Here is a 20,544-nt window from a genome sequence, read left to right on the forward strand (position 1 = left end):
CTCTCTAAGGAGTCCATGTGACCTCGGTCAGCCTGGGAATGCCGCCTCTGCCGCCCCCCGTACTTGCTCCCCGCCGGAAGACCCGCCAGATCAAGGTGGGCTCGGTGGGTGTCGGCTCCGATTTCCCGATCAGCGTGCAGTCGATGACGACCACGCCGACCACGGACATCAACGCCACGCTGCAGCAGATCGCCGAGCTCACCGCCTCCGGCTGCGACATCGTGCGCGTTGCCTGCCCGTCCGCGGACGACGCCGAGGCGCTGCCCATCATTGCCCGGAAGTCCCAGATCCCGGTGATCGCGGACATCCACTTCCAGCCGAAGTACGTCTTCGCCGCGATCGAAGCCGGTTGCGCCGCGGTCCGCGTGAACCCGGGAAACATCCGGAAGTTCGACGACCAGGTCAAGGAAATCGCCCGGGCGGCCAAGGACCACGGCACGTCGATCCGGATCGGCGTCAATGCAGGCTCCCTGGAACCCGGCATCCTCAAGAAGTACGGCAAGGCGACCCCCGAAGCGCTCGTGGAATCCGCCGTCTGGGAGGCTTCACTCTTCGAGGAACACGGCTTCCACGACTTCAAGATCTCGGTCAAGCACAATGACCCGGTGATCATGGTTGCAGCCTACGAAATGCTCGCCGAGAAGGGCGACTGGCCGCTGCACCTCGGTGTGACCGAGGCGGGTCCGGCGTTCCAGGGCACCATCAAGTCAGCCACCGCCTTCGGAGCCCTGCTTTCGCGAGGCATCGGGGACACCATCCGGGTCTCGCTGTCCGCACCGCCGGTCGAGGAAATCAAGGTCGGCAACCAGATCCTGCAGTCCCTGAACCTGCGGCCGCGCAAACTCGAGATTGTGTCCTGCCCTTCCTGCGGCCGGGCCCAGGTGGACGTGTACACGCTCGCCGAGCAGGTCACGGCCGGGCTGGAAGGCATGGAGATCCCCCTGCGCGTGGCCGTCATGGGCTGTGTCGTAAATGGCCCCGGTGAAGCGCGGGAGGCCGATCTCGGTGTAGCCTCCGGTAACGGCAAGGGCCAGATCTTCGTCCGGGGCGAGGTCATCAAGACTGTCCCCGAGGACCAGATTGTTGAGACACTGATCGAAGAAGCCATGCGTATCGCTGAAGAGATGGGGGAGGCCGATGGCGAAGATGCTGTCAAGGGTAGCCCCGTGGTTAGCGTCTCGTAAGGACGGCGCCGGTTCCGGCGTCGCCGTCCGGACCCTGACCGGTTCGGACACCCAACAACTGCTGGACCTGGCAGAGCAGGACCCGATCGCCAACGTCTTCATCCTCTCCCACCTGGAGGGCGCCGGCTCGGCGGCTCCCACGGCCGGGGGAGCCAGCTTCCTCGGCGTGTTTGATGGCGTTGCCCTTGTGGGGGCCTGTTGGGCCGGGGCGAACCTGGTGCCGGTGCAGCTCGACCCGGAATTCGCCGGCCTCGTGGCGATGTCCGCGCACACCTCCGGGCGCCGCTACGCGTCCATCTTTGGTCCGGCCGAGACGGTCCTGGCCCTCTATTCCGGTCTGGAGCAGCTGGGCCACGAGGCCCACGAACTCCGGGATGACCAGCCGCTGATGTCCATCTCCGGGCCACCCGCCATCCCGGCAAACCCGCTCTTGGGATTCGGCCAGCTCGCGGACTTTGACAAGATCCTGCCCGCCTGCGCGGCGATGTTCGAGGAAGAAGTGGGCTACTCGCCCTATCTTGGCGGACGGGAGTATTACAGCCGCAGGGTGAAGGGCCTGATCCGCCAGGGACATTCGCTGGTCCACCTGAACCCGGACGGCGAGGTGGTCTTCAAGGCCGAACTGGGCGCGGTCACCCACGAGGTGACGCAGGTCCAGGGGGTCTGGATGAATCCGGCATTCCGGGGACTTGGCCAGAGCGCCGGCTACATGGCCGCCGTCGTCGACCTTGCCCGGACGCTCGCCCCGGTCACCAGCCTCTACGTCAACGACTTCAACTCCCGCGCCCGCGCCACCTACGAGCGGGTGGGGTTCCGCCAAGTGGGAACCTTCGCGACTGTCCTCTTCTAGCCGGGCCCGTCATCCCGCCACCGCTCGCTTGCGGCGGAGCCCTGCGGCGGAGATAAACGGATGCGGACTCTTGTTTTCGTGCGGCGCATCACATAAGTTCGAACATAGTCGTGCCGCTGGGGGCACGGGCGGCTCCGGGAGAACCAGCGCCGCAAGTGCCCTCAGGGGCAACCTCGAGTAACTCAGAGCCGGAGATCTGGCGGTGATGGGGGCCGTAGAGCCACGCCATGTCGGGATGACCAGCCGGGAACGGCCAGGGGCTTCCCTCAGTCATGGCGTGGCTCTGCTGCGTCCGGGCTGACGGTAGATTAGTACCTAGACTGATTTGTACCTAGACGGTTTACCCCAGTTCTGCTCGGTTTTACTGAGTTTCCCGGCACCTCCCAGAAACGGAAATCCCTCCAGTGGTCCTTCGACTCTCCAAGCTGTTCCTGCGCACGCTGCGTGAAGATCCCGCCGACGCCGAAGTGGCCAGCCACCGCCTGCTGGTCCGTGCCGGCTACATCCGCCGGGCCGCCCCGGGCATCTACACCTGGCTGCCGCTGGGACTGAGCGTGCTGCGCAAGGTGGAGCAGGTCATCCGCGAGGAAATGTCCGCCATCGGCGCCCAGGAAGTCCACTTTCCGGCGCTGCTGCCCAAGGAGCCCTACGAGGCCACCAACCGCTGGACGGAGTACGGCGAGGGCATCTTCCGGCTCAAGGACCGCAAGGGCAACGACTACCTCCTGGCGCCCACGCACGAGGAGATGTTCACCCTGCTGGTCAAGGACCTGTATTCCTCGTACAAGGACCTGCCCCTGAGCATCTACCAGATCCAGAACAAGTACCGCGACGAGGCACGTCCCCGGGCGGGCCTGCTGCGCGGCCGCGAATTCATCATGAAGGATTCCTACTCCTTCGATGTCGACGACGCCGGGCTGGACGCCAGCTACGCCGCCCACCGCGGCGCCTACCTGAAGATCTTCGCGCGCCTGGGCCTCGAGGTCATTCCGGTTGCCGCCACGGCCGGGGCGATGGGCGGGTCCAAGAGCGAGGAATTCCTGCACCCCACGGAGATCGGCGAGGACACCTTCGTGCGCTCCGCCGGAGGCTACGCCGCCAACGTCGAGGCCGTCACCACGGTAGTCCCCGCAGACATCGACTTCAGCGGCGCCCCCGCCGCCGAAGTCCGGGACACCCCGGACACCCCCACCATCGAGACGCTCGTCGACGCCGCCAACGTCCTCGTTCCGCGCGCAGACGCCGACGGCGGCCCCTGGACCGCCGCCGACACGCTCAAGAACGTCGTCCTCGCCGTCACACTGCCGACCGGTGAACGCCAGCTCGTCGTCATCGGTCTCCCCGGCGACCGCGGCGTGGACCTCAAGCGCGTCGAGGCCAACATCGGGTCCTTCCTGCCGATCGCCGGTGAGATCACGCTGGAGGCCGCCAACGACGACGACCTCAAGAAGCAGCCGCTGATCGTCAAGGGCTACCTCGGCCCCGGCATGTCCCTGGACGCGCCGCTGCTGGGCACGGAGGGCGCCGCAAAGCTGCTCTACCTCGTGGATCCCCGCGTTGTCAGCGGCTCCGCCTGGGTCACCGGCGCCAACGAGGCCGGCAAGCACGTCTTCGGCCTGGTCGCCGGACGCGACTTCGGCTGGGACGGCGTCATCGAGTGCACCGACGTGCGCGCCGGCGACGAGGCTCCCGACGGTTCCGGACCGCTGGAAACCGCCCGCGGCATTGAAATGGGCCACATCTTCCAGCTGGGCCGGAAGTACGCCGCGGCCCTGGACCTCAAGGTCCTGGACCAGAACGGCAAGCAGGTGGTGGTGACCATGGGGTCCTACGGGGTCGGCGTCACCCGCGCCGTCGCCGCCCTGGCCGAATCCAACCACGACGACAGGGGCCTGGTCTGGCCGCGCGCCGTCGCCCCGGCCGATGTCCACGTGGTGGCAGTCGGCCGCGGGGAGGAAATCTTCGCCGCCGCCGAAAAGCTGTCCCTGGAGCTCGAAGCCGCCGGCCTCGACGTCATCTACGATGACCGCCCCAAGGTTTCCCCCGGCGTAAAGTTCGGCGACGCCGAACTCGTCGGCGTCCCCACCATCCTCGCCGTCGGGCGCGGACTCGTGGACGGCGTCGTGGAGATCAAGGACCGCCGGACCGGCGACGCCGAGAACATTGCCGTTGAGAAGGCGGTTGACTACGTGGTCAACGCCGTCCGCAACAGCTGACCCGCCCGCCTACGCAGGCGTGATCTCGGGACTCGAGTCGATCGAGCTCAGCACCCTCATCCTGATCGTGGTGGCCGGCTTCGCCGCGGGTTGGGTGGACGCCGTCGTGGGCGGCGGCGGCCTGATCCAGCTCCCGGCCATGCTGCTGGTCCCGGGCATCAGCCCCGTGCAGGCACTGGCCACCAACAAGATGGGGTCGATTTTCGGCACCGCGACGAGTGCCGCAACGTTCTACCGACGCGTCCGGCCGGACCTGCGCACCGCCCTGCCCATGGCGGCGATCGCGCTGGCCGGGAGCTTCGGCGGGGCGGTGCTCGCGGCCACGCTCCCGGCGAGCGTCTTCAAACCGATCATCGTCGCCGCGCTCGTCGCCGTCGCGTTGTTCACCGCGTTCCGCCCGAGCGTGGGGGAGTTGACCAAGCTGCGCCATGACGGCCACCGGCACTACGTGGTGGCCTGCCTGATCGGGGGAGTGATCGGCTTCTATGACGGACTGATCGGCCCGGGAACCGGCTCGTTCCTCATCATCGCGCTCGTGTCGGCGATGGGCTATGCCTTCCTGGAAGCCAGCGCCAAAGCCAAGATCGTGAACATGGCCACCAACGCGGGCGCCCTGCTGTTCTTCCTGCCGCACGGCTCGCTGCTGTGGGGGCTCGGTCTGGTGCTGGGCATGGCCAACATGGCCGGTGGCTACCTTGGTGCCCGGACGGCGGTCAGGCAGGGGAGCAAGTTCATCCGGATCGTGTTCCTCGTGGTCGTGGCGGCGCTTATCCTCAAGCTCGGGTCCGACATCTGGCAGGAATCCTTCGCCTGAGCCGTCCGCCGGCCATCCCCGGAGCGCTCCTCCGGGCCCTCCGGGGCAGTACCTCCCCGAACCGGGGCCGTCGGCGTAGCATGCAGCTATGTCAGCACCAGAAGAACGCTACAGGGACGCCTTGGACGCTGCGGCCCGGCATGCGCACCGGTGGCTGGAGAGCCAGGAAACACGCCAGGTCAGCCCACGCACCACCGCGGCCGCATTGGCGGCCGACTTCGGCGGACCGCTGCCCAATGAGGGCATGCCGGCGGCGGCAGTGGTGGACTATCTCGCCGCCAAAGCCGAGCCAGGCCTGATGGCCATGCCCTCCGGACGGTTCTTCGGCTGGGTTATCGGCGGCACCCTCCCGGCGGCCCTCGCCGCGGACTGGCTGGTCAGCGCCTGGGACCAGAACACCGGTCTCCGCTACGCCACTCCCGCGACGGCGGCCATCGAGGAAGCTGCAGGCCATTGGCTGCTTGAGCTCTTGGGGCTCCCGGAAGAGTCCGACGTCGGCTTTACCACGGGCGCCACCATGGCGAATTTTGCCGGCTTGGCGGCGGCCCGCTGGCGGCTGCTGACCGACGCCGGGTGGGATCTGGACCGCGACGGCCTGTCGGGGGCGCCGCGGATCCACTGCCTGGTGGGGCAGGAACGGCACGACACCATCGATCTTGGCCTCCGCTACCTGGGGTTGGGCCGGCCGACGGTCGTGCCTGCCGACCGGCAGGGCCGGATCGACCCAGCGGAACTGGACTGTGCCTTGGACCGCGCGGCCCTGGACGGCGCGGCCCTGGACGGCGCCGGCGGCTCCGGCCCGGCTCCGCTGCTGGTCTGCCTGCAGGCCGGGAACCTGCACTCCGGCGCCTTCGACCCCTTCACCGAGGCGATAGCGGTCGCGAAGGCGCACGGCGCCTGGGTCCACGTGGACGGCGCCTTCGGGCTGTGGGCAACCGCGGTTCCGGAGCTCGCCGGGTTGACTGCCGGGCTGCAGCTCGCCGATTCGTGGGGGACCGACGCGCACAAGACCCTGAATGCCCCGTACGACTGCGGCATCGCGATCGTCCGGGACGCCCAGGCGCTGCGTTCGGCGATGGGAGTGCACACCAGCTACTTGATCCAGGACACGGAGGGTCCCGGAGACCCCTTCGAGAAGGTTCCCGAGTTGTCCCGGCGGGCCCGCGGGGTGCCCGTGTGGGCGGCCCTGAAGGAGCTGGGCCGGGACGGCGTTGCCGCCCAGGTCCGTGGGCTGGTGCGGCGCGCCGCGCAACTGGCCGAGCAACTGTCGGCCGTCGACGGCGTGGAGGTGCTGAACGACGTCGACTACACCCAGGTTTCGCTGGCCTTCGGCGACGACGCCACCACCCGGGCGGTCACGGCACAAATCATTGCTGACGGCCGGGTCTGGATGTCCGGTTCCCGGTGGCAGGACCGGGACATCCTGCGGATCTCGGTGAGCAACTGGAGCACGGACGACGCCGATGTGGCGACCGCCGTCGGCGCCGTCCGGGACGCCGTGGCGGCAGTACGGGGGCACACCGGTTAGGCTGCAGCCGTCCCCGGGACCGGCAAGTCATGCGCTGCGGGCAGCCCCGGCAGGGTGCGTCCGGCCAGCGTGCTGGCCACCCAGAGCGAGCGCGCCAGGTCCCCTTCGTGACGGGCTTGCGAGGCGTACCAGAGGGCGTTGTCCACTTCCCGGGCCAGGCTCCACTGGCGGGCGGCTTCGGCGTCGAGGCCGGCGGCGGCGCTGAAGTCCCGGCAGCGCTCCAGCAGGCCCCGTTCCGGGTCCGCCCGGGACAGCTCGGGGATCCGGTTCCAGAGCAGCGGAGCCACCGCAAACTCCGCCTCGCCGATCATGGGCTGCGGGTCGATGGCGGCGTAGCTGGCCGCCGTACTGGTCGCTTCGGCCGAACCGCCGGCCACGCCCAGGACGCCACGTCCGCCGGAGCGTACCGGCCTGGCCAGGATGTTTGAAAAGTGCAGGTCGGTATGGACCAACACGTCTTTCCCCGAGCGCCGGCCGACGGCGCCGCGCGTCTGGCAGACCTCGAGCGCTGCTTCCAGCAGCCAGCGCGGGAAGGGACGGCCCAACTGTTCCCAGCTCTCCGGCAGCTCATCGCTCCACTGTTCGGCCCTGGCAGCCACATGGCCGAACTCCCGCCACTCCGGCCGGCCGTCGGGCACCACGCTGAGCCGGCGCACCAGTTCTCCCCACACCGGAACAGCGGCATCCACCGGCACGTCCTGCAGCGAGCGGGCGGCGTCCAGGCGCTCCAGCAGGAGCGCCCCGGCGTCGGCGTCGGCCGCCAGCAGCCGCACAGCACCGCCGCCGGCCCACAACGTGAGCGCGTGCCGTTCCACGATTGCCTCCTCGTGCGGATAGGCGACCTTCAGCACGGCTGGTTCCGGCGGCCCGCCGTCGGCGTCCAGGCGCCGGACCGGCACCACAATGGCCCCGTGTCCGTGCCAGGGCAGGCACCCCGGCCCGAGGTCCAGCGCCAGCTGCCACCGGTCCAGGCCGGAACGGACCAGCCGGGGGAGCGACGCCAGCCAGTCGCGGCCGGAGGCCGTGGTGCTGTAACGGCGGCTGAGATCGGGCGGGATCGGGACATCTGCGGACTGGCTCATCGGATCCAGCGTAGTTGCCGGGCCGCGGACATCCCGACGGGACACCGCCGGGCGGGCTTCGCGGACCGGGACTCAGCCGATGCTGACGCCGCTCGCGCCGAGCAGGTTGCCGATCAGGAAGGTCGCACACAGCGCCAGAGCGCCACCCACCACCACCCGCGCCGCGGCCTTCAGCTGCGAACCGCCGCCGATCCAGGCACCCAGTGCGCCGGTGGCCGCCAGGGCCACGAGGACGGCCACGAACGTAAGCGGCACCCGGATATTCTCCGGTGGCAGCAGGATGGCCAGCATGGGCAGGATCGCGCCGGCCAGGAATGCGACGGCGGACGCAAACGCGGCATGCCAGGGGCTGACGATGTCGGTCTCGTCGATGTTCAGTTCGGCGGAGAGGTGGGCACCGAGGGCGTCGTGCGCGGTGAGTTCCCGTGCCACGGTGCGGGCCGTGTCGGCGCTGAGGCCCTTGCCCTGGTAGATGGCAGCGAGCTCGTCGAGCTCTTCCTCGGGCTGTTCCAGCAGTTCCTGCCTTTCCTTTTCGATCAGGGCCTGCTGGCTGTCCTTCTGGCTGCTGACCGAGACGTATTCGCCCAACGCCATGGAGATCGCCCCACCCACGACTCCGGCGGCACCCGCGATCAGGATGGGGCCGGAATCCGTGGTGACACCGGCTACGCCGACGACGATCGCGGCGACCGAGACGATACCGTCATTGGCGCCCAGCACGCCGGCACGCAGCCAATTGAGCCGGTGCGCAAGGTCGTTGCGGTGCGGTTCGTTCTCATGAAGCGTGGGGGCGCCGGTGCTGTCCATGGTTACAGCAAAGCATCGGCGCCGCTGGCTGGCCAGTATCGCGAGGCTAAGCAAAGTAAGCCCGGACTCGCTTCGCGGCTGGGTCCGGAACGGGGCACCTTCGGCGCGGACACGCCGTCAGCGGCCGGGTGTCGGGGCCGGAGCGTCGGGTGTCGGGGTGCTGGGATCCGGCAAGGGCGGTAGGGACTCCACGTCGGCCGAAAGTCCGGGCAGGGGGCCCGGCTGGGCGCCCCACGCGGCGGCGCCGCGGGCAGTCTCCAGCAGGGCAGAGATGGCCCACTGCCGGGTTTCTCCCTCGCTCAGCGCCACCAGGTCTCCGTAGACCGGCAGTGCACTGGTTTCCAGCCCGGCCAGGCCGGTACCCGGCGCAGCAAAAAAGGACGGCGCCAAGCCATAACCGGCCTCCGGAGGGGGCGGGGAGACGCAGTGGCGAAGGCTCAGGGATTCGGCTCCGCGGAGGAGTGCCTCGTGCCGGGCCAGCTGACCCGCGGCGGCCTTCGCGGGCTCGCCGCCGAGTCTGGTCAGTGCCAGCTGATAGCCGTAGACGCTCTGAAGTTCGGTCCGCACAGCCGCCTCAAGCGCTTGCGCAACCGTAACCCCGCCGCTGGCTGGCGACGCCGAAACTACTGGACCCGGGCAGGACCCGGACAGCTGGGGCGGGACCGGATCGGCGTTCGGGGGAACGGGCACGCCGGTGGCCGCCGCCAGGGAGGATGCCTGAAGCAGCTGCGCGGTCCCGACGGCGGCCAGCAGCCTGGCCATCCCGCCGTCGGCCTCGGTGGCGTCGGCGATGCGCTGGGAGCCACTCGCGGCGAGGGCGGCGGCCAGCCCGGCCGGCGAATCCGGCAGCGGGGCCGGCGGGGGCGAGGCAGCTCCGGTCGAGGGCTGCGCAGCCTGAGTTCCCGGCCCGTTCTGCGTGGCGGAGTTGGCCTGCGCGGCAACTGCGGACGGAAACACCGGGGCGGCCTGGCCAGGGGACAGCAGGGCCCGGGCCTGGCCTGTCAGCAACGTCACAGTCCGGGCGAGGGCGGACTGTCCTGCGCCCGGGGCGGAGCTGCCGAGGTGTTCACCGGCAGCCCGGAGCCGCAGGGTTTCGGTGAGCGCGGCCGTCCGCGCGCGTTCGGAAAACGGCGGTTCCCCGGGCTGTTTCGGGTTTCCGGGCGTCAAAGCCACGCCAAGGCCGACCACCACCAGGGCGATGCATGCCAGGAGCGCGAAGCGGAGCAGAAACCGGGGAGTGAGCCAGCCCAATCTCTTTTCCCCGGTGTCGTCCTTCACAACAGACCATGTTGTCATGCCGGCCGGGAACTGGGTGCACCACGCCGCCGGGAAAATCGCTAGGCTAGTACACACAACATCATCTAACGGGAGGCGGCCGGCATCATGACCAACGCAGAAGCCACGACTTCAACAGACCGGACCGGAACGGGGAAGGCTGAAGCCGCACCTGCCCAGAACTTGGAGGCCGAGCGTCTGCACGCCCTCCTTGAACCCGAGGTCCTGGCGAACCGCCTGTACCTCGAGGACGTCTCCATCCACGTCGCCGGCGCCAACCGGGTGGTCCACGTTGTAGTGGACCTGCCGCAGGAAGAGACGGGCGGAGTCACCCTCGACGTCATCGCCGAGATATCCAAGACCCTCTCCGACATCCTGGACAACGATCCGAGCACGGACGCCCGCCCCTACGAGCTCGAGGTTTCCTCGCCCGGCGTAGGGCGTCCCCTCACCGAGGAACGGCACTGGCACCGCGCCCGCGGGCGGCTGGTCAAGGTCAACGTCCTGCAGGGCGAGAACGTCACCGGCAGGATCCAGACGGTGGAAGACGGCGGCGTCACGCTCGTCCCGGAAATCGCTGTCAAGAAGGGCATGAAACCCAAGCAGGGCGAGCCGGTCAAGATTCCTTTCGACAGGATCCGCAGTGGAAAAGTCGAGATAGAGTTCAGCCACCTCGAAGAGGCCGGGCTGGAAAACGCAAACAATGGACCTTCTGAGGAGGCCTGATGGATATTGACATGAGCGCACTAAGACTCCTGGAGCGTGAGCGTGAAATCCCGCTGGATCTCCTGATTCCGACCATTGAGCAGGCCCTCCTGGTGGCCTACCACAAGACCCCCGGAGCCTTCGAGAAGGCCCGCGCCGAGCTGGACCGCAAGAGCGGGCACGTGACCATTTGGGCTACCGAGATTGACGACGACGGCGCGCCGATCGGCGAGTTCGAGGACACTCCGGCCGGGTTTGGCCGCATCGCCGCCAGCACTGCACGTCAGATCATTCTTCAGCGCCTGCGCGATGCCGAAGACGACAACGTCCTGGGCCAGTTCAAGGGCCGCGAAGGCGAACTGGTGGCCGGGACCATCCAGCAGGGCAACAACCCGCACATGATCCAGGTCAATCTCGGTACGGTGGAGGCGCTGTTGCCGCCGCCCGAGCAGGTTCCGGGCGAGAAGTACATCCACGGCAACCGGCTCCGGGCCTTCGTGATCGATGTGCACCGCGGCACCAAGGGTCCCTCCATCACGCTCTCCCGCTCCCACCCGGGCCTGGTCCGCAAGCTTTTCGAACTGGAAGTCCCGGAAATCGCGGACCGCTCGGTCGAGATCGTGGCACTGGCCCGCGAGGCCGGGCACCGCACCAAGATTGCGGTCAAAGCCAACACCTCGGGCGTCAACGCCAAGGGTGCCTGCATCGGTGAAATGGGCTCCCGTGTCCGGGCTGTCATGACCGAGCTCAACGATGAGAAGATCGACATCGTCGACTACAGCGACGATCCGGCAACCTTCATCGCCAGCGCGCTGTCCCCGTCACGGGTGAATTCGGTCACCATCACGGACGAGGCGACCCGCTCCGCCCGCGTCGTCGTCCCCGACTACCAGCTGTCCCTCGCCATCGGCAAGGAAGGCCAGAACGCGCGGCTCGCGGCCAAGCTCACCGGCTGGCGGATCGACATCGTCTCCGACGCCGCGGTGGCCCGCGACAAATAGGCCGCCCTTGCCGCCCGCCCCGCAGCGTCCGTGTCCCCTCAGGTTCGGGGTCCGGACGCTGGAGGGGCTAGAATAGACATGACCGCGCCTAAGGGCCGGTGTCCGTGTGCCCTCAGCGCATCCGGGTTTTAGCTTGGCAAAGTCGTAGTTACCGGACGCTTTGGCTGGCGGGCCCCGGAAGTCCCGGGCGCGCAGGCAGGTACTGGCAGGAAGATACTCGGACGTGGCACATGTGCATCACCTCGAGAATCAACCGCAACGTACGTGCATCGGATGCCGACAAAAAGGGTCGCGGTCTGAGTTACTCCGGCTCGTCTCGGGCGGCAGCGGTTCATCCGCCGTCGTAGTGGATGAACGACGCCGGATGGCTGGCCGGGGTGCATGGCTGCACCCCAGCGAAAAGTGCCTGGCACTGGCGGTCAAACGTCGAGCGTTCGGACGCGCCCTAAACGGCGCAACCGGCACCGCCGACGTCGAACGCCGGATCACGGCAGGCACGAAAGCCGTGGACACTCCGGTGGCCGCAGCAACAACCGTCCAACCTGAAAGCGGGTCAGAAAACTGATGGAAACCCGATGAGTTCCCAGCGATGAGTGCGCAACGATGACAACTTTGTTGCGCTCTGCAATGGGCCTTTCAGCTGCAATCGCGGCGGAGGCCCGCAGTAAGAAGTAGACGGTTCGTGCCTGGCTCGGTGCGGACCGAGACAGGAGAAATGTGGCCAAGGTCCGCGTACATGAGCTTGCTAAAGAGCTCGGTATTACTTCCAAAGATGCAGTAACCAAACTGCAGGAACTGGGCGAATTCGTTCGCTCTGCCTCTTCAACCATTGAGGCCCCCGTTGTGAGGAAACTCCGCAACGCATTCCCGGACGCCCCGGCAGCTTCGAAGTCCGAAGCCCCCGCGGCGGCCCCCAAGGCACCTGCCAGCCCGGCAGCAACCCGTCCGGCGCCCGCGCGGCCCCGGCTCAGGCAGCAGCACCCAAGGCCGAAGCTCCGGCTCCGGCAGCAGCTGCACCGGCTCCGGCCGCGGCAGCCGCCGCACCCGCAGCCCCCGCCGCACAGGCACCGGCTGCACAGCCTTCCGCTGCTCCTTCGACGGCACCGTCCTCGGGCATCAAGCCCGGCGCACGGCCCGCCCCGAAGGCTGAAGCGCCTGCCGCTCCGGCTGCTCCGGCACGCCAGGGCGGCTCGGCACCTCGCCCGGGCGGCCCCCGTCCCGGCAACAACCCCTTCGCGACGTCCCAGGGCATGCCCCGGGGCCGCGGCGGAGACAACGAACGTCCCTCGCGTCCGGGTAACAACCCGTTCGCTCCCTCCCAGGGCATGCCCCGTCCGGGCGGCAGCCGTACCGAGGGCGAGCGTCCCGGCGGTCCCCGTCCCGCAGCAGGCGCAGGAGGTCCCCGTCCGGGTGCCCCCCGCACCGGCGGCGCTCCGGGTGCACGTCCGGGCGCTCCGCGTCCGGCCGGCGCTCCCGGCGCTGGCCGTCCGGCAGGAGCCGGCGGAAACCGTCCGACTCCCGGCATGATGCCTAACCGCACCGAACGTCCCGCACCCGCTGGTGCAGGCCGCCCCGGTGGCGGTGCCCGTGGTCCGGGCCGTCCGGGTGGCGCTCCAGGAACCGGTGCTCCCGGTACCGGTGGCGGCGGCGCTCCGGCCGGCGGTGGCTTCGGCAAGGGTGGCCGCGGTCGCGGTGGCACCCAGGGTGCTTTCGGTAAGGGCGGCGCAGGCCGCGGCAAGCAGCGCAAGTCGAAGCGTGCCAAGCGCCAGGAACTCGAGCAGATGAGTGCTCCGTCGCTGGGTGGCGTAAGCGTGCCCCGCGGCGACGGCAACACCGTTGTCCGGCTCCGCCGTGGCTCGTCCATCACGGACTTCGCCGACAAGATCGAGGCAAACCCCGCCGCACTCGTGACCGTCCTCTTCCACCTCGGCGAAATGGCCACGGCCACGCAGTCGCTGGATGAGGAAACCTTCGCCCTGCTGGGCGAGGAGCTTGGCTACAAGCTCCAGGTTGTGTCTCCGGAGGACGAGGAGCGCGAGCTGCTCTCCGGCTTTGACATCGACTTCGAGGCCGAGCTGGAAGCCGAAGGCGACGAAGACCTCGAGGCACGTCCTCCTGTTGTCACCGTCATGGGTCACGTTGACCACGGTAAGACCCGACTGCTCGATGCCATCCGCAAGTCCGACGTTATGGCGGGCGAGCACGGCGGCATCACGCAGCACATCGGTGCTTACCAGGTCACCCACCCGCACGAAGGCATTGACCGCAAGATCACCTTCATCGATACTCCGGGCCACGAGGCGTTCACCGCCATGCGTGCCCGTGGTGCGAAGGTCACCGACATCGCCATCCTGGTGGTCGCAGCGGACGACGGCGTTATGCCGCAGACCGTTGAGGCCCTCAACCACGCTCAGGCGGCCAACGTGCCGATCGTCGTGGCTGTGAACAAGATCGACAAGGAAGGCGCCAACCCGGAAAAGGTCCGCGGTCAGCTGACCGAGTACGGCCTGGTTCCGGAAGAGTACGGTGGCGACACCATGTTCGTGGAGGTCTCTGCCCGCCAGAACCTCAACATCGACGAGCTGCTCGAGGCCGTCCTGCTTACCGCAGACGCTGCCCTGGACATGCGCGCCAACCCGAACAAGGATGCCCGCGGCATCGCGATTGAAGCCAACCTGGATAAGGGCCGCGGATCCGTGGCCACCGTCCTGGTTCAGTCCGGTACCCTGCATGTCGGCGACACCATCGTGGCAGGCACGGCCCACGGCCGTGTCCGTGCGATGTTCGACGACGACGGCAGTGCCCTGACCGAGGCAGGCCCGTCCCGCCCCGTGCAGGTCCTGGGTCTGTCCAACGTCCCGCGCGCCGGTGACACCTTCTTCGTGACCGCCGACGAGCGTACCGCCCGCCAGATCGCCGAGAAGCGTGAAACTGCCGACCGCAACGCCGCACTGGCCAAGCGTCGCAAGCGCATCAGCCTGGAAGACTTCGACCAGGCCGTCGCCGAAGGCAAGATCGACACCCTCAACCTCATCCTCAAGGGTGACGTGTCCGGTGCCGTGGAAGCCCTCGAAGACGCGCTGCTCAAGATCGATGTCGGCGAAGGCGTCCAGCTCCGCATCATCCACCGCGGTGTCGGTGCGATCACGCAGAACGACGTCAACCTGGCAACGGTCGACAGCGCCGTCATCATCGGCTTCAACGTCAAGCCCGCCGAGCGTGTTGCCGAACTGGCAGACCGCGAAGGCGTGGACATGCGCTTCTACTCCGTCATCTACGCAGCAATTGATGACATCGAGATGGCCCTCAAGGGCATGCTCAAGCCGGAGTACGAAGAGGTCCAGCTTGGCACCGCCGAGGTCCGCGAAGTGTTCCGTTCCTCCAAGTTCGGCAACATCGCAGGCTCCATCGTCCGCTCGGGTGTTATCCGACGCAACGTCAAGGCCCGTATCAGCCGCGACGGCAAGATCATCGGTGACAACCTCACCGTTGAGACGCTCAAGCGCTTCAAGGACGACGCCACCGAGGTCCGCACGGACTTCGAGTGTGGTATCGGCCTTGGCTCGTTCAACGACATCAACGAAGGTGACATCATCGAGACCTTCGAGATGCGCGAAAAGCCGCGCGTCTAGTCTGAGCTAGCGTTACAAAGGTGCGGGGCCGTTGGAATTTTTCCGGCGGCCCCGCCCCTTCGCCGGACGGTTTTCGATCTTCGATCGCAAACCGTCCGGCTCCGTCAGGCCCGATGCCACTCCCAGGCCGCCGGAAAAAATCCAACGGGAGTCCGTCGTAGGCTTGCCTTAGGCGCGTGGCAACTAACTGAAGCGTGTACCGGTTGCCATTGCGCCGTCGTACATCCAAATTTTTAGGAGTGGAAATGGCTGATCCCGCACGGGCTGCCAAGTTGGCGCAGCGGATTAAGGTTGTTGTTGCCGAGGCCTTGGGGCGTAAGGTCAAGGACCCGCGGCTTGAGGGCATCACTGTCACGGACGCGCGTGTCACCAATGATCTGCAGCATGCCACGGTCTACTACACGGTGTTTGGAGACCAACTGGTCCAGGCCGAGGCCGCCAAGGGACTGGAGAAGGCCAAGGGTGTGCTCCGGCAGGAAGTGGGGCGGAACATCACCGTCCGGCTGACCCCGACCCTGGAGTTTGTGGCTGACCAGATTCCGGTCACCGCCTCCAACCTGGAAGAACTCCTCCGGGCCGCGAAGAAGCGGGACGCCGAAGTTGCGGCCCTCGCCGCGAGCGCCCAGCACGCCGGCGACGCCGACCCGTACAAGAGCGACGTCCCGCAGGACGTCGAGCTGGACGAGGACGACTTCGACGAAGAGGACCTCGACCTGGTCGACAACGACGACGTCGACGAGGACCGCAACAAGTAGGCTTCAGTCCCGCAGTTGTGCAGTGAAGTGGCCGGTCCCGTTCCTGGGGCCGGCCATTTCTGTTCGGCCCTTTTGTTCGGTCCTTGAGCGCTGTGGATGCGTGGAGGCTTTCAGCGGCGCCGGAACCTTGCCCGCCCGGCGCCCAGGCCGCCCAGAACGGGCGAGCCCATCCCCAGCAGGAACCCGAAGTCATACCAGTTTCCGGCGCGGGCAGCGTTATAGAAGGGGAACTCTCCCCATTGCCCGAAGACATGGACGATCAGCACAATCCAGGCCGTGAGGCCGTTCCAGATGCCCCAGAGCAAGTCCTCCCACCACATGCCATACCTCCCCGATCGAACCCGGAAACTCCGGCGCGAAGCGCCGTGGGCCAAGGCTAGGTGCGGCGCCGCCTGAGCGGTAGGGACTATGTACCCCTTAGCGGCCCGGTGTTCTAGGCCTCGCGGGCCGGGAGCCGGTTTACGCCTTCAACGAGCTCGTCCTGGCCGCTGCAGAGCGCAATCCGGATCCAGCCCTCGCCGATCGAGCCGAACGCGGTGCCCGGCGCGAACGACACCTTGGAATCGGCCAGGAAGCGCCGGACCCAGGCCCGGACGTCGCCGCCGCTGGCATGGGAGACGTCGGCCCAGAGGTAGAAGGCTCCCTGGGCCGTGAGGTACGGGATCCCCTTGGACGCCAGGACTGCCGAGGCCGCGTCCCGGTTGGACCGGTAGTGGGCATGGGCGTCGCTGACGTACTCCTGTGGGCCGGTCAGCGCGGCCAACGCCGCGTACTGCGAGGGCGAGGCGACACAGGAGACAATCGACTCCATTACGTTGTTCATCTGCTGCTCCAAGCCGGGTGGGCAGACCAGCGCGCCGATTCGCAGCCCGGTCAAGCCGTAGGTCTTGGACAGCGTCAGCGAGGTGAACACGCGGGCCTCGCCGGGCACGTCGCTGTCGAAGCGGGCAGGACTGATGTGCGGGACGTCGTAGGTGAACGCCTCGTAGCATTCGTCGGAAATGATCCACAGGTCGTGGCGCCGGGCCAGCTCCACGAGGCCGCGCGTGAGCTCCTCACCGAGCACCGCTCCTAAGGGGTTTGACGGTGAATTCAGGATCAGCACCTTGGTCCGCGCCGTGATGAGCGCCTCGATGTCCTCGAGCCGCGGCTGGAAGTCGTGCTCCGGATACAGCGGGTACCGCACCGGAACGGCATGGAGCAGGCTGCTGGTCATGGCAAACGTGGGGTACCCCGGATTGGGGATCAGGATCTCGTCGCCGGGGGAGAGCAACAGGCTCATCGCGAAGTGCAGTCCCTGTTGGGCGCCGTCGACGACGTAGATGCGGTCCGCGCCGACCGGCGTCGCGTTGTGCTCCCGGAACCTGGCGGCGAAGGCCTCGCGAAGTGCCGGGATCCCGGCATTCGGGGTGTAATTCGTTTCGTCGCGGTCCAGGCAGGCCATCCCCGCCTCGAGGATGTGGCGCGGAAGCGCGAAGCCCGGCTCGCCGATGCTTAGTACGATGGCGCCGGGGGTGGCCCAGGCGGCTTCGGTGATCTCGCGGATCTGGTTGATGGGGACGTCGCGGACATGGGCGGCAAGCTCAGGCATGTCTGCCATCCTAACCGGCAGCTACGCCGCGGGCGCGGGAGGCAGCCGCCGCGCAGATATACTGGGAAGCGTGCTTTCTGGACTGGTGATAGTGGACAAGCCGCAAGGCTGGACCAGCCACGATGTGGTTGGACGGATGCGGCGGCTCGCCGGTACCCGAAAGGTGGGCCATGCCGGCACCCTGGACCCGATGGCCACCGGCGTGCTGGTGGTCGGCATCAACAAGGCCACCCGGCTGCTGACCTACATTGTGGGCACCTCGAAGACGTACACGGCCACCATCCGCCTGGGTGAATCGACGGTGACTGACGACGCCGAGGGCGAGGTCACCTCCACGCACAGCGCGGCGGCGGTCACGGAGGAGGCCGTCCGGGCCGGCGTCGCGGCCCTGACCGGCAAGATCGAACAGGTTCCCAGCAGCGTTAGCGCCATCAAGGTCAACGGGGAAAGGGCCTACGCCCGGGTCCGCTCCGGCGAAGAGGTCAAGCTGGCCGCGCGGCCTGTGACCATCCACCGCTTCGAGGTGCACGGGCTACGCGCGGTGCGCGACGGCGAGGCGCTGGATGTCGACGTCACGGTTGAATGCTCCTCCGGCACCTATATTCGGGCCCTCGCCCGCGACCTGGGCAACGCGCTCGGCGTCGGCGGTCACCTCACGGCGTTGCGCAGGACCCAGGTGGGTCCGTACACGCTCGAACAGGCGCACACCCTGGAACAGCTGGCTGACGAGATGGACGTGCTGGAAATGTCCGAGGCGGCGCGGGCGCTGATGCCTAACCGTGAACTGAGCGAGGACGAGACCACCGAAATTTCCTTCGGCCGCCGGATCGCCGCGGGACCTGCCGCCGGCACCCCTGAAGCGGCGACGGCGGAAAGCCCGGCCGCGGCGTTCGCCCCGGACGGGACGCTCGTAGCGCTGCTGGCCGACGCCGGGAGCTATGCCAAGCCCGTGCTCGTCTTCGCCCCCGACAACGAAAAGCGCGCTGCCCAGCAGGAACAGCGGGCCGACTAGCCTTGGACGCGTATTTCTACATCATCCTGGCGGTCGGGCTGATTTCCACCCTGATCTGCCTCGGCGCGGGCATTCTCAAGAAGGCCCCGAACGACGTGACGATCCTGTCCGTGGCCGCCGTCGAACTGGCGCTGCTGGTATACCTCGTCGGGTCCATCGTCCGGGTCGCGGCCGGCGAGCGCATCGCGGGGGAGACCTGGGAATTCTGGGGCTACCTGCTGACGGCACTCCTGCTGCCCGTCGGCGCGGTGTATTGGTCCATCCTGGAACGCACGCGGTGGAGCAATTTCGTCCTGGCCGCAGTGGGCGTCACGGCACTCGTGATGGCCGCCCGAATGAACCAGATCTGGTACTGACTTGGAAGAGGCAACAAACGTGACAGCAACACCTTCCCCCGAGGGCACCGGAACAGCCCCGGGAGCGACTTTGGCAGAGGGCGCAGCGCTGAAAACGGACACCCGGAACACGGGACCGGGCCGTCTCCTGATTGCCGTTTACGCGGTATTTGCCATCTCGGCCACCGCCCGGGCCGGCTATCAAATCCTCACAAAGTTCTCCGAAGCGCCGCTTGCCTACTCGCTGTCAGCCTTCGCCGCCGTCGTCTACATTGTGGCCACGGTGTCCCTCGCGAAGGCCGGCCGCACTTGGTTCAAGGTCTCCGTTTCCGCGGTGCTGGTGGAGTTGGTCGGCGTGCTGGTGATCGGGGCGCTCAGCGTGTTCGACTCCGTGAACTTCCCGCACGAGACCGTCTGGTCCTTGTTCGGCCGCGGCTACGCCTTCATTCCGCTCCTGCTGCCGATCCTGGGGCTCGTGTGGCTTTACCGCCGTCGTCCTGCCCCGAAAGTTGCCGGCTAGCTATCCGGGGCTGAGCTGGCGGACCGGGGGCGGGGTTCCATGTTCTCTAGTCATGCCCGCACCTTAGAACCTGTCAGCGCGCCGCGGAACCCTCCAGCAACCGGCGGTGCAACTCCGGCCAGGACGCGCCAAAGCCGGGGTGCAGGTCCTTGCCGCTGACCAGGTCCAGCCGAACCCACTGCAGCTCAAGACTTTCCGGGTCGCTGATCGCCGGGTCAAACTGCTCGACGACCTCGACGGCGACGGTGGTGTAGGTCCAGTAGCCGACGTCGAACACCGAAGTGAACAGGACCCGGACGCTCTCCGGCGGGACGGCGGCTTCTTCCTCCGCCTCCCGCAGTGCCCCGTGCACAGCCTCTTCGCCCTGGTGCAGGGCGCCGCCGGGCAGGCCCCACGTTCCGCCTTTGTCGCTCCACAACGCCCGGTGCTGCAGCAGGACGCCCTTGGCAGGATCATGGACGAGCAGCCCGGCCGAGCCGAAGCGGCCCCAGAACCGTCCGCGGTCACCCTCGACCCAGGCGTCGCCCGGATCGCGCGGTCCGCGGGGGCGGCGCAGTTCGTCGGGGAGTGTGGCACTGTTGTACGGCGCTCCGGGCTGTGAATTTCCAGGGGCCGTGGCAGCTGTTCTGTCCATCGTTACAGCTTGCCACGGGTGCCTCTTGTCGGGACAGACGTGTGACGTTGGAGAACGTGCGCTGGTGCTTCGGAGAAGCGTCCCCAGACGATCATTGGAAGTGGGACCTTCTAGGGGCATCGTTGAAGGCGTAGCTAGCGAGTGATCCTATTGAGCGGCCACGAGCTCTATTTCGAAGCCGTCGGAGTTCTCGAGGTAGGCGGCGTAGTGCTCCGGTCCGCCCGCGTGTGGATACTTTTCTGGGAACAACGGCGTCCAGCCGTACTCAGCGCTGTCTTTAGCCAGCGCGTCCACACGTAACCGGCTGCCCACGATGAACGCGAGGTGATTTAGACCAGGCGCTGTTCGTTGATGAAGACGGCCACTCAAGCCCGGCGATTCTTCTAGAACTATGTAGGTAGAGCCTTTCTGCCAGCTGATTCCAAGTGGCCAAGACTTATAGATCACGTACCCCAAGGTGGACAAGATCCAGCCCCACTCAGCTGTGGCTCTGTTGAGATCCGGCACCCAAAGTTCGATATGGTGCAACGCGCCTTCTGAGTCGTCTTTCACTGTGCGAGTCTTTCACGCATGTCTTCACCCTTTTGCAAAGTCGACGGCAGG

19 protein-coding genes and 1 pseudogene are annotated in these 20,544 nt (G+C 67.5%); 13 read left to right on the forward strand and 7 right to left on the reverse strand.

Going from position 1 to position 20,544, the window contains the following annotated elements; translation table 11 throughout:
* Positions 1 to 17 precede the first annotated feature (17 nt).
* The 5 genes from ispG (at position 18) to OM977_RS06655 (ending at position 6,592) form a co-directional block, all read left to right on the forward strand.
* Entirely contained in the window at positions 18 to 1,184 is a 1,167-nt protein-coding gene (gene ispG, locus OM977_RS06635; protein ID WP_264356710.1) for a flavodoxin-dependent (E)-4-hydroxy-3-methylbut-2-enyl-diphosphate synthase, read from the forward strand.
* A complete protein-coding gene (locus OM977_RS06640; protein WP_264357332.1) occupies positions 1,147 to 2,034 on the forward strand; it encodes a GNAT family N-acetyltransferase in 888 nt (295 codons plus the stop codon). The genes ispG and OM977_RS06640 overlap by 38 nt, the downstream gene beginning before the upstream one ends.
* 404 nt (positions 2,035 to 2,438) lie before the next feature.
* Positions 2,439 to 4,250, forward strand: a complete 1,812-nt coding sequence (locus OM977_RS06645) for a proline--tRNA ligase (protein WP_264356711.1) — start codon at positions 2,439 to 2,441, stop codon at positions 4,248 to 4,250.
* Between the two features lie 19 nt (positions 4,251 to 4,269).
* Positions 4,270 to 5,064: a sulfite exporter TauE/SafE family protein gene (locus OM977_RS06650; RefSeq protein WP_264357333.1), complete on the forward strand. Its 795-nt coding sequence runs from the start codon at positions 4,270 to 4,272 to the stop codon at positions 5,062 to 5,064.
* Positions 5,065 to 5,152: 88 nt separating this feature from the next.
* Complete coding sequence (locus OM977_RS06655; RefSeq protein WP_264356712.1) at positions 5,153 to 6,592, forward strand: pyridoxal phosphate-dependent decarboxylase family protein; 1,440 nt, start codon at positions 5,153 to 5,155, stop codon at positions 6,590 to 6,592.
* Here OM977_RS06655 and OM977_RS06660 read toward each other — a convergent pair.
* The 3 genes from OM977_RS06660 to OM977_RS06670 form a co-directional block, all read right to left on the reverse strand.
* Positions 6,589 to 7,674 carry an aminoglycoside phosphotransferase family protein gene (locus OM977_RS06660; protein WP_264356713.1) on the reverse strand — a complete coding sequence of 362 codons (1,086 nt, stop codon included), beginning with the start codon at positions 7,672 to 7,674 and terminating at the stop codon, positions 6,589 to 6,591. The two genes, OM977_RS06655 and OM977_RS06660, sit on opposite strands and share 4 nt — an antisense overlap.
* A gap of 72 nt (positions 7,675 to 7,746) precedes the next feature.
* Complete coding sequence (locus OM977_RS06665; protein ID WP_264356714.1) at positions 7,747 to 8,481, reverse strand: VIT1/CCC1 transporter family protein; 735 nt, start codon at positions 8,479 to 8,481, stop codon at positions 7,747 to 7,749.
* A 117-nt stretch (positions 8,482 to 8,598) separates the two neighbouring features.
* The gene (locus OM977_RS06670; protein WP_264356715.1) at positions 8,599 to 9,759 is read right to left on the reverse strand and encodes a ferritin-like domain-containing protein; all 1,161 of its coding nucleotides are present in this window, start codon (positions 9,757 to 9,759) and stop codon (positions 8,599 to 8,601) included.
* Positions 9,760 to 9,864: 105 nt separating this feature from the next.
* On the opposite strand from OM977_RS06670, the gene rimP reads away from it, so the two are divergent.
* From rimP to rbfA, 5 genes and pseudogenes are all read left to right on the forward strand, one after another.
* Positions 9,865 to 10,482 (forward strand): ribosome maturation factor RimP, encoded by a 618-nt coding sequence (rimP, locus tag OM977_RS06675; protein ID WP_264356716.1) that lies wholly within the window; start codon positions 9,865 to 9,867, stop codon positions 10,480 to 10,482.
* The gene (gene nusA / locus OM977_RS06680; protein WP_264356717.1) at positions 10,482 to 11,462 is read left to right on the forward strand and encodes a transcription termination factor NusA; all 981 of its coding nucleotides are present in this window, start codon (positions 10,482 to 10,484) and stop codon (positions 11,460 to 11,462) included. Before rimP ends, nusA begins: the two co-directional genes overlap by 1 nt.
* Positions 11,463 to 11,694: 232 nt before the next feature.
* The gene (locus OM977_RS06685) at positions 11,695 to 12,027 is read left to right on the forward strand and encodes a YlxR family protein (RefSeq protein ID WP_442960725.1); all 333 of its coding nucleotides are present in this window, start codon (positions 11,695 to 11,697) and stop codon (positions 12,025 to 12,027) included.
* Between the two features lie 152 nt (positions 12,028 to 12,179).
* A pseudogene (infB, locus tag OM977_RS06690) lies at positions 12,180 to 15,094 on the forward strand (translation initiation factor IF-2).
* A gap of 245 nt (positions 15,095 to 15,339) precedes the next feature.
* Positions 15,340 to 15,849 (forward strand): 30S ribosome-binding factor RbfA, encoded by a 510-nt coding sequence (gene rbfA, locus OM977_RS06695; protein WP_264356719.1) that lies wholly within the window; start codon positions 15,340 to 15,342, stop codon positions 15,847 to 15,849.
* A gap of 110 nt (positions 15,850 to 15,959) precedes the next feature.
* Here rbfA and OM977_RS06700 read toward each other — a convergent pair whose 3' ends face one another.
* Together OM977_RS06700 and OM977_RS06705 are read right to left on the reverse strand one after the other, a co-directional pair.
* Positions 15,960 to 16,169: a hypothetical protein gene (locus OM977_RS06700; RefSeq protein ID WP_264356720.1), complete on the reverse strand. Its 210-nt coding sequence runs from the start codon at positions 16,167 to 16,169 to the stop codon at positions 15,960 to 15,962.
* Positions 16,170 to 16,282: 113 nt separating this feature from the next.
* Complete coding sequence (locus tag OM977_RS06705; protein WP_264356721.1) at positions 16,283 to 17,440, reverse strand: pyridoxal phosphate-dependent aminotransferase; 1,158 nt, start codon at positions 17,438 to 17,440, stop codon at positions 16,283 to 16,285.
* 70 nt (positions 17,441 to 17,510) lie between these two features.
* Here OM977_RS06705 and truB point away from each other — a divergent pair, with 70 nt between their 5' ends.
* The 3 genes from truB (at position 17,511) to OM977_RS06720 (ending at position 19,307) form a co-directional block, all read left to right on the forward strand.
* Positions 17,511 to 18,452: a tRNA pseudouridine(55) synthase TruB gene (gene truB / locus OM977_RS06710; protein WP_264356722.1), complete on the forward strand. Its 942-nt coding sequence runs from the start codon at positions 17,511 to 17,513 to the stop codon at positions 18,450 to 18,452.
* A 2-nt stretch (positions 18,453 to 18,454) separates the two neighbouring features.
* The gene (locus OM977_RS06715) at positions 18,455 to 18,808 is read left to right on the forward strand and encodes a hypothetical protein (protein WP_264356723.1); all 354 of its coding nucleotides are present in this window, start codon (positions 18,455 to 18,457) and stop codon (positions 18,806 to 18,808) included.
* Positions 18,809 to 18,878: 70 nt separating this feature from the next.
* The gene (locus tag OM977_RS06720) at positions 18,879 to 19,307 is read left to right on the forward strand and encodes a hypothetical protein (RefSeq protein WP_264357334.1); all 429 of its coding nucleotides are present in this window, start codon (positions 18,879 to 18,881) and stop codon (positions 19,305 to 19,307) included.
* Between the two features lie 73 nt (positions 19,308 to 19,380).
* Here OM977_RS06720 and OM977_RS06725 read toward each other — a convergent pair whose 3' ends face one another.
* Together OM977_RS06725 and OM977_RS06730 are read right to left on the reverse strand one after the other, a co-directional pair.
* Positions 19,381 to 19,941: an NUDIX domain-containing protein gene (locus tag OM977_RS06725; protein ID WP_264356724.1), complete on the reverse strand. Its 561-nt coding sequence runs from the start codon at positions 19,939 to 19,941 to the stop codon at positions 19,381 to 19,383.
* A 147-nt stretch (positions 19,942 to 20,088) separates the two neighbouring features.
* A complete protein-coding gene (locus tag OM977_RS06730; protein ID WP_264356725.1) occupies positions 20,089 to 20,493 on the reverse strand; it encodes a VOC family protein in 405 nt (134 codons plus the stop codon).
* Between the last annotated feature and the right edge of the window lie 51 nt (positions 20,494 to 20,544).

The organism is Pseudarthrobacter sp. MM222, assembly GCF_947090775.1.
Taxonomy (GTDB): Bacteria; Actinomycetota; Actinomycetes; order Actinomycetales; family Micrococcaceae; genus Arthrobacter.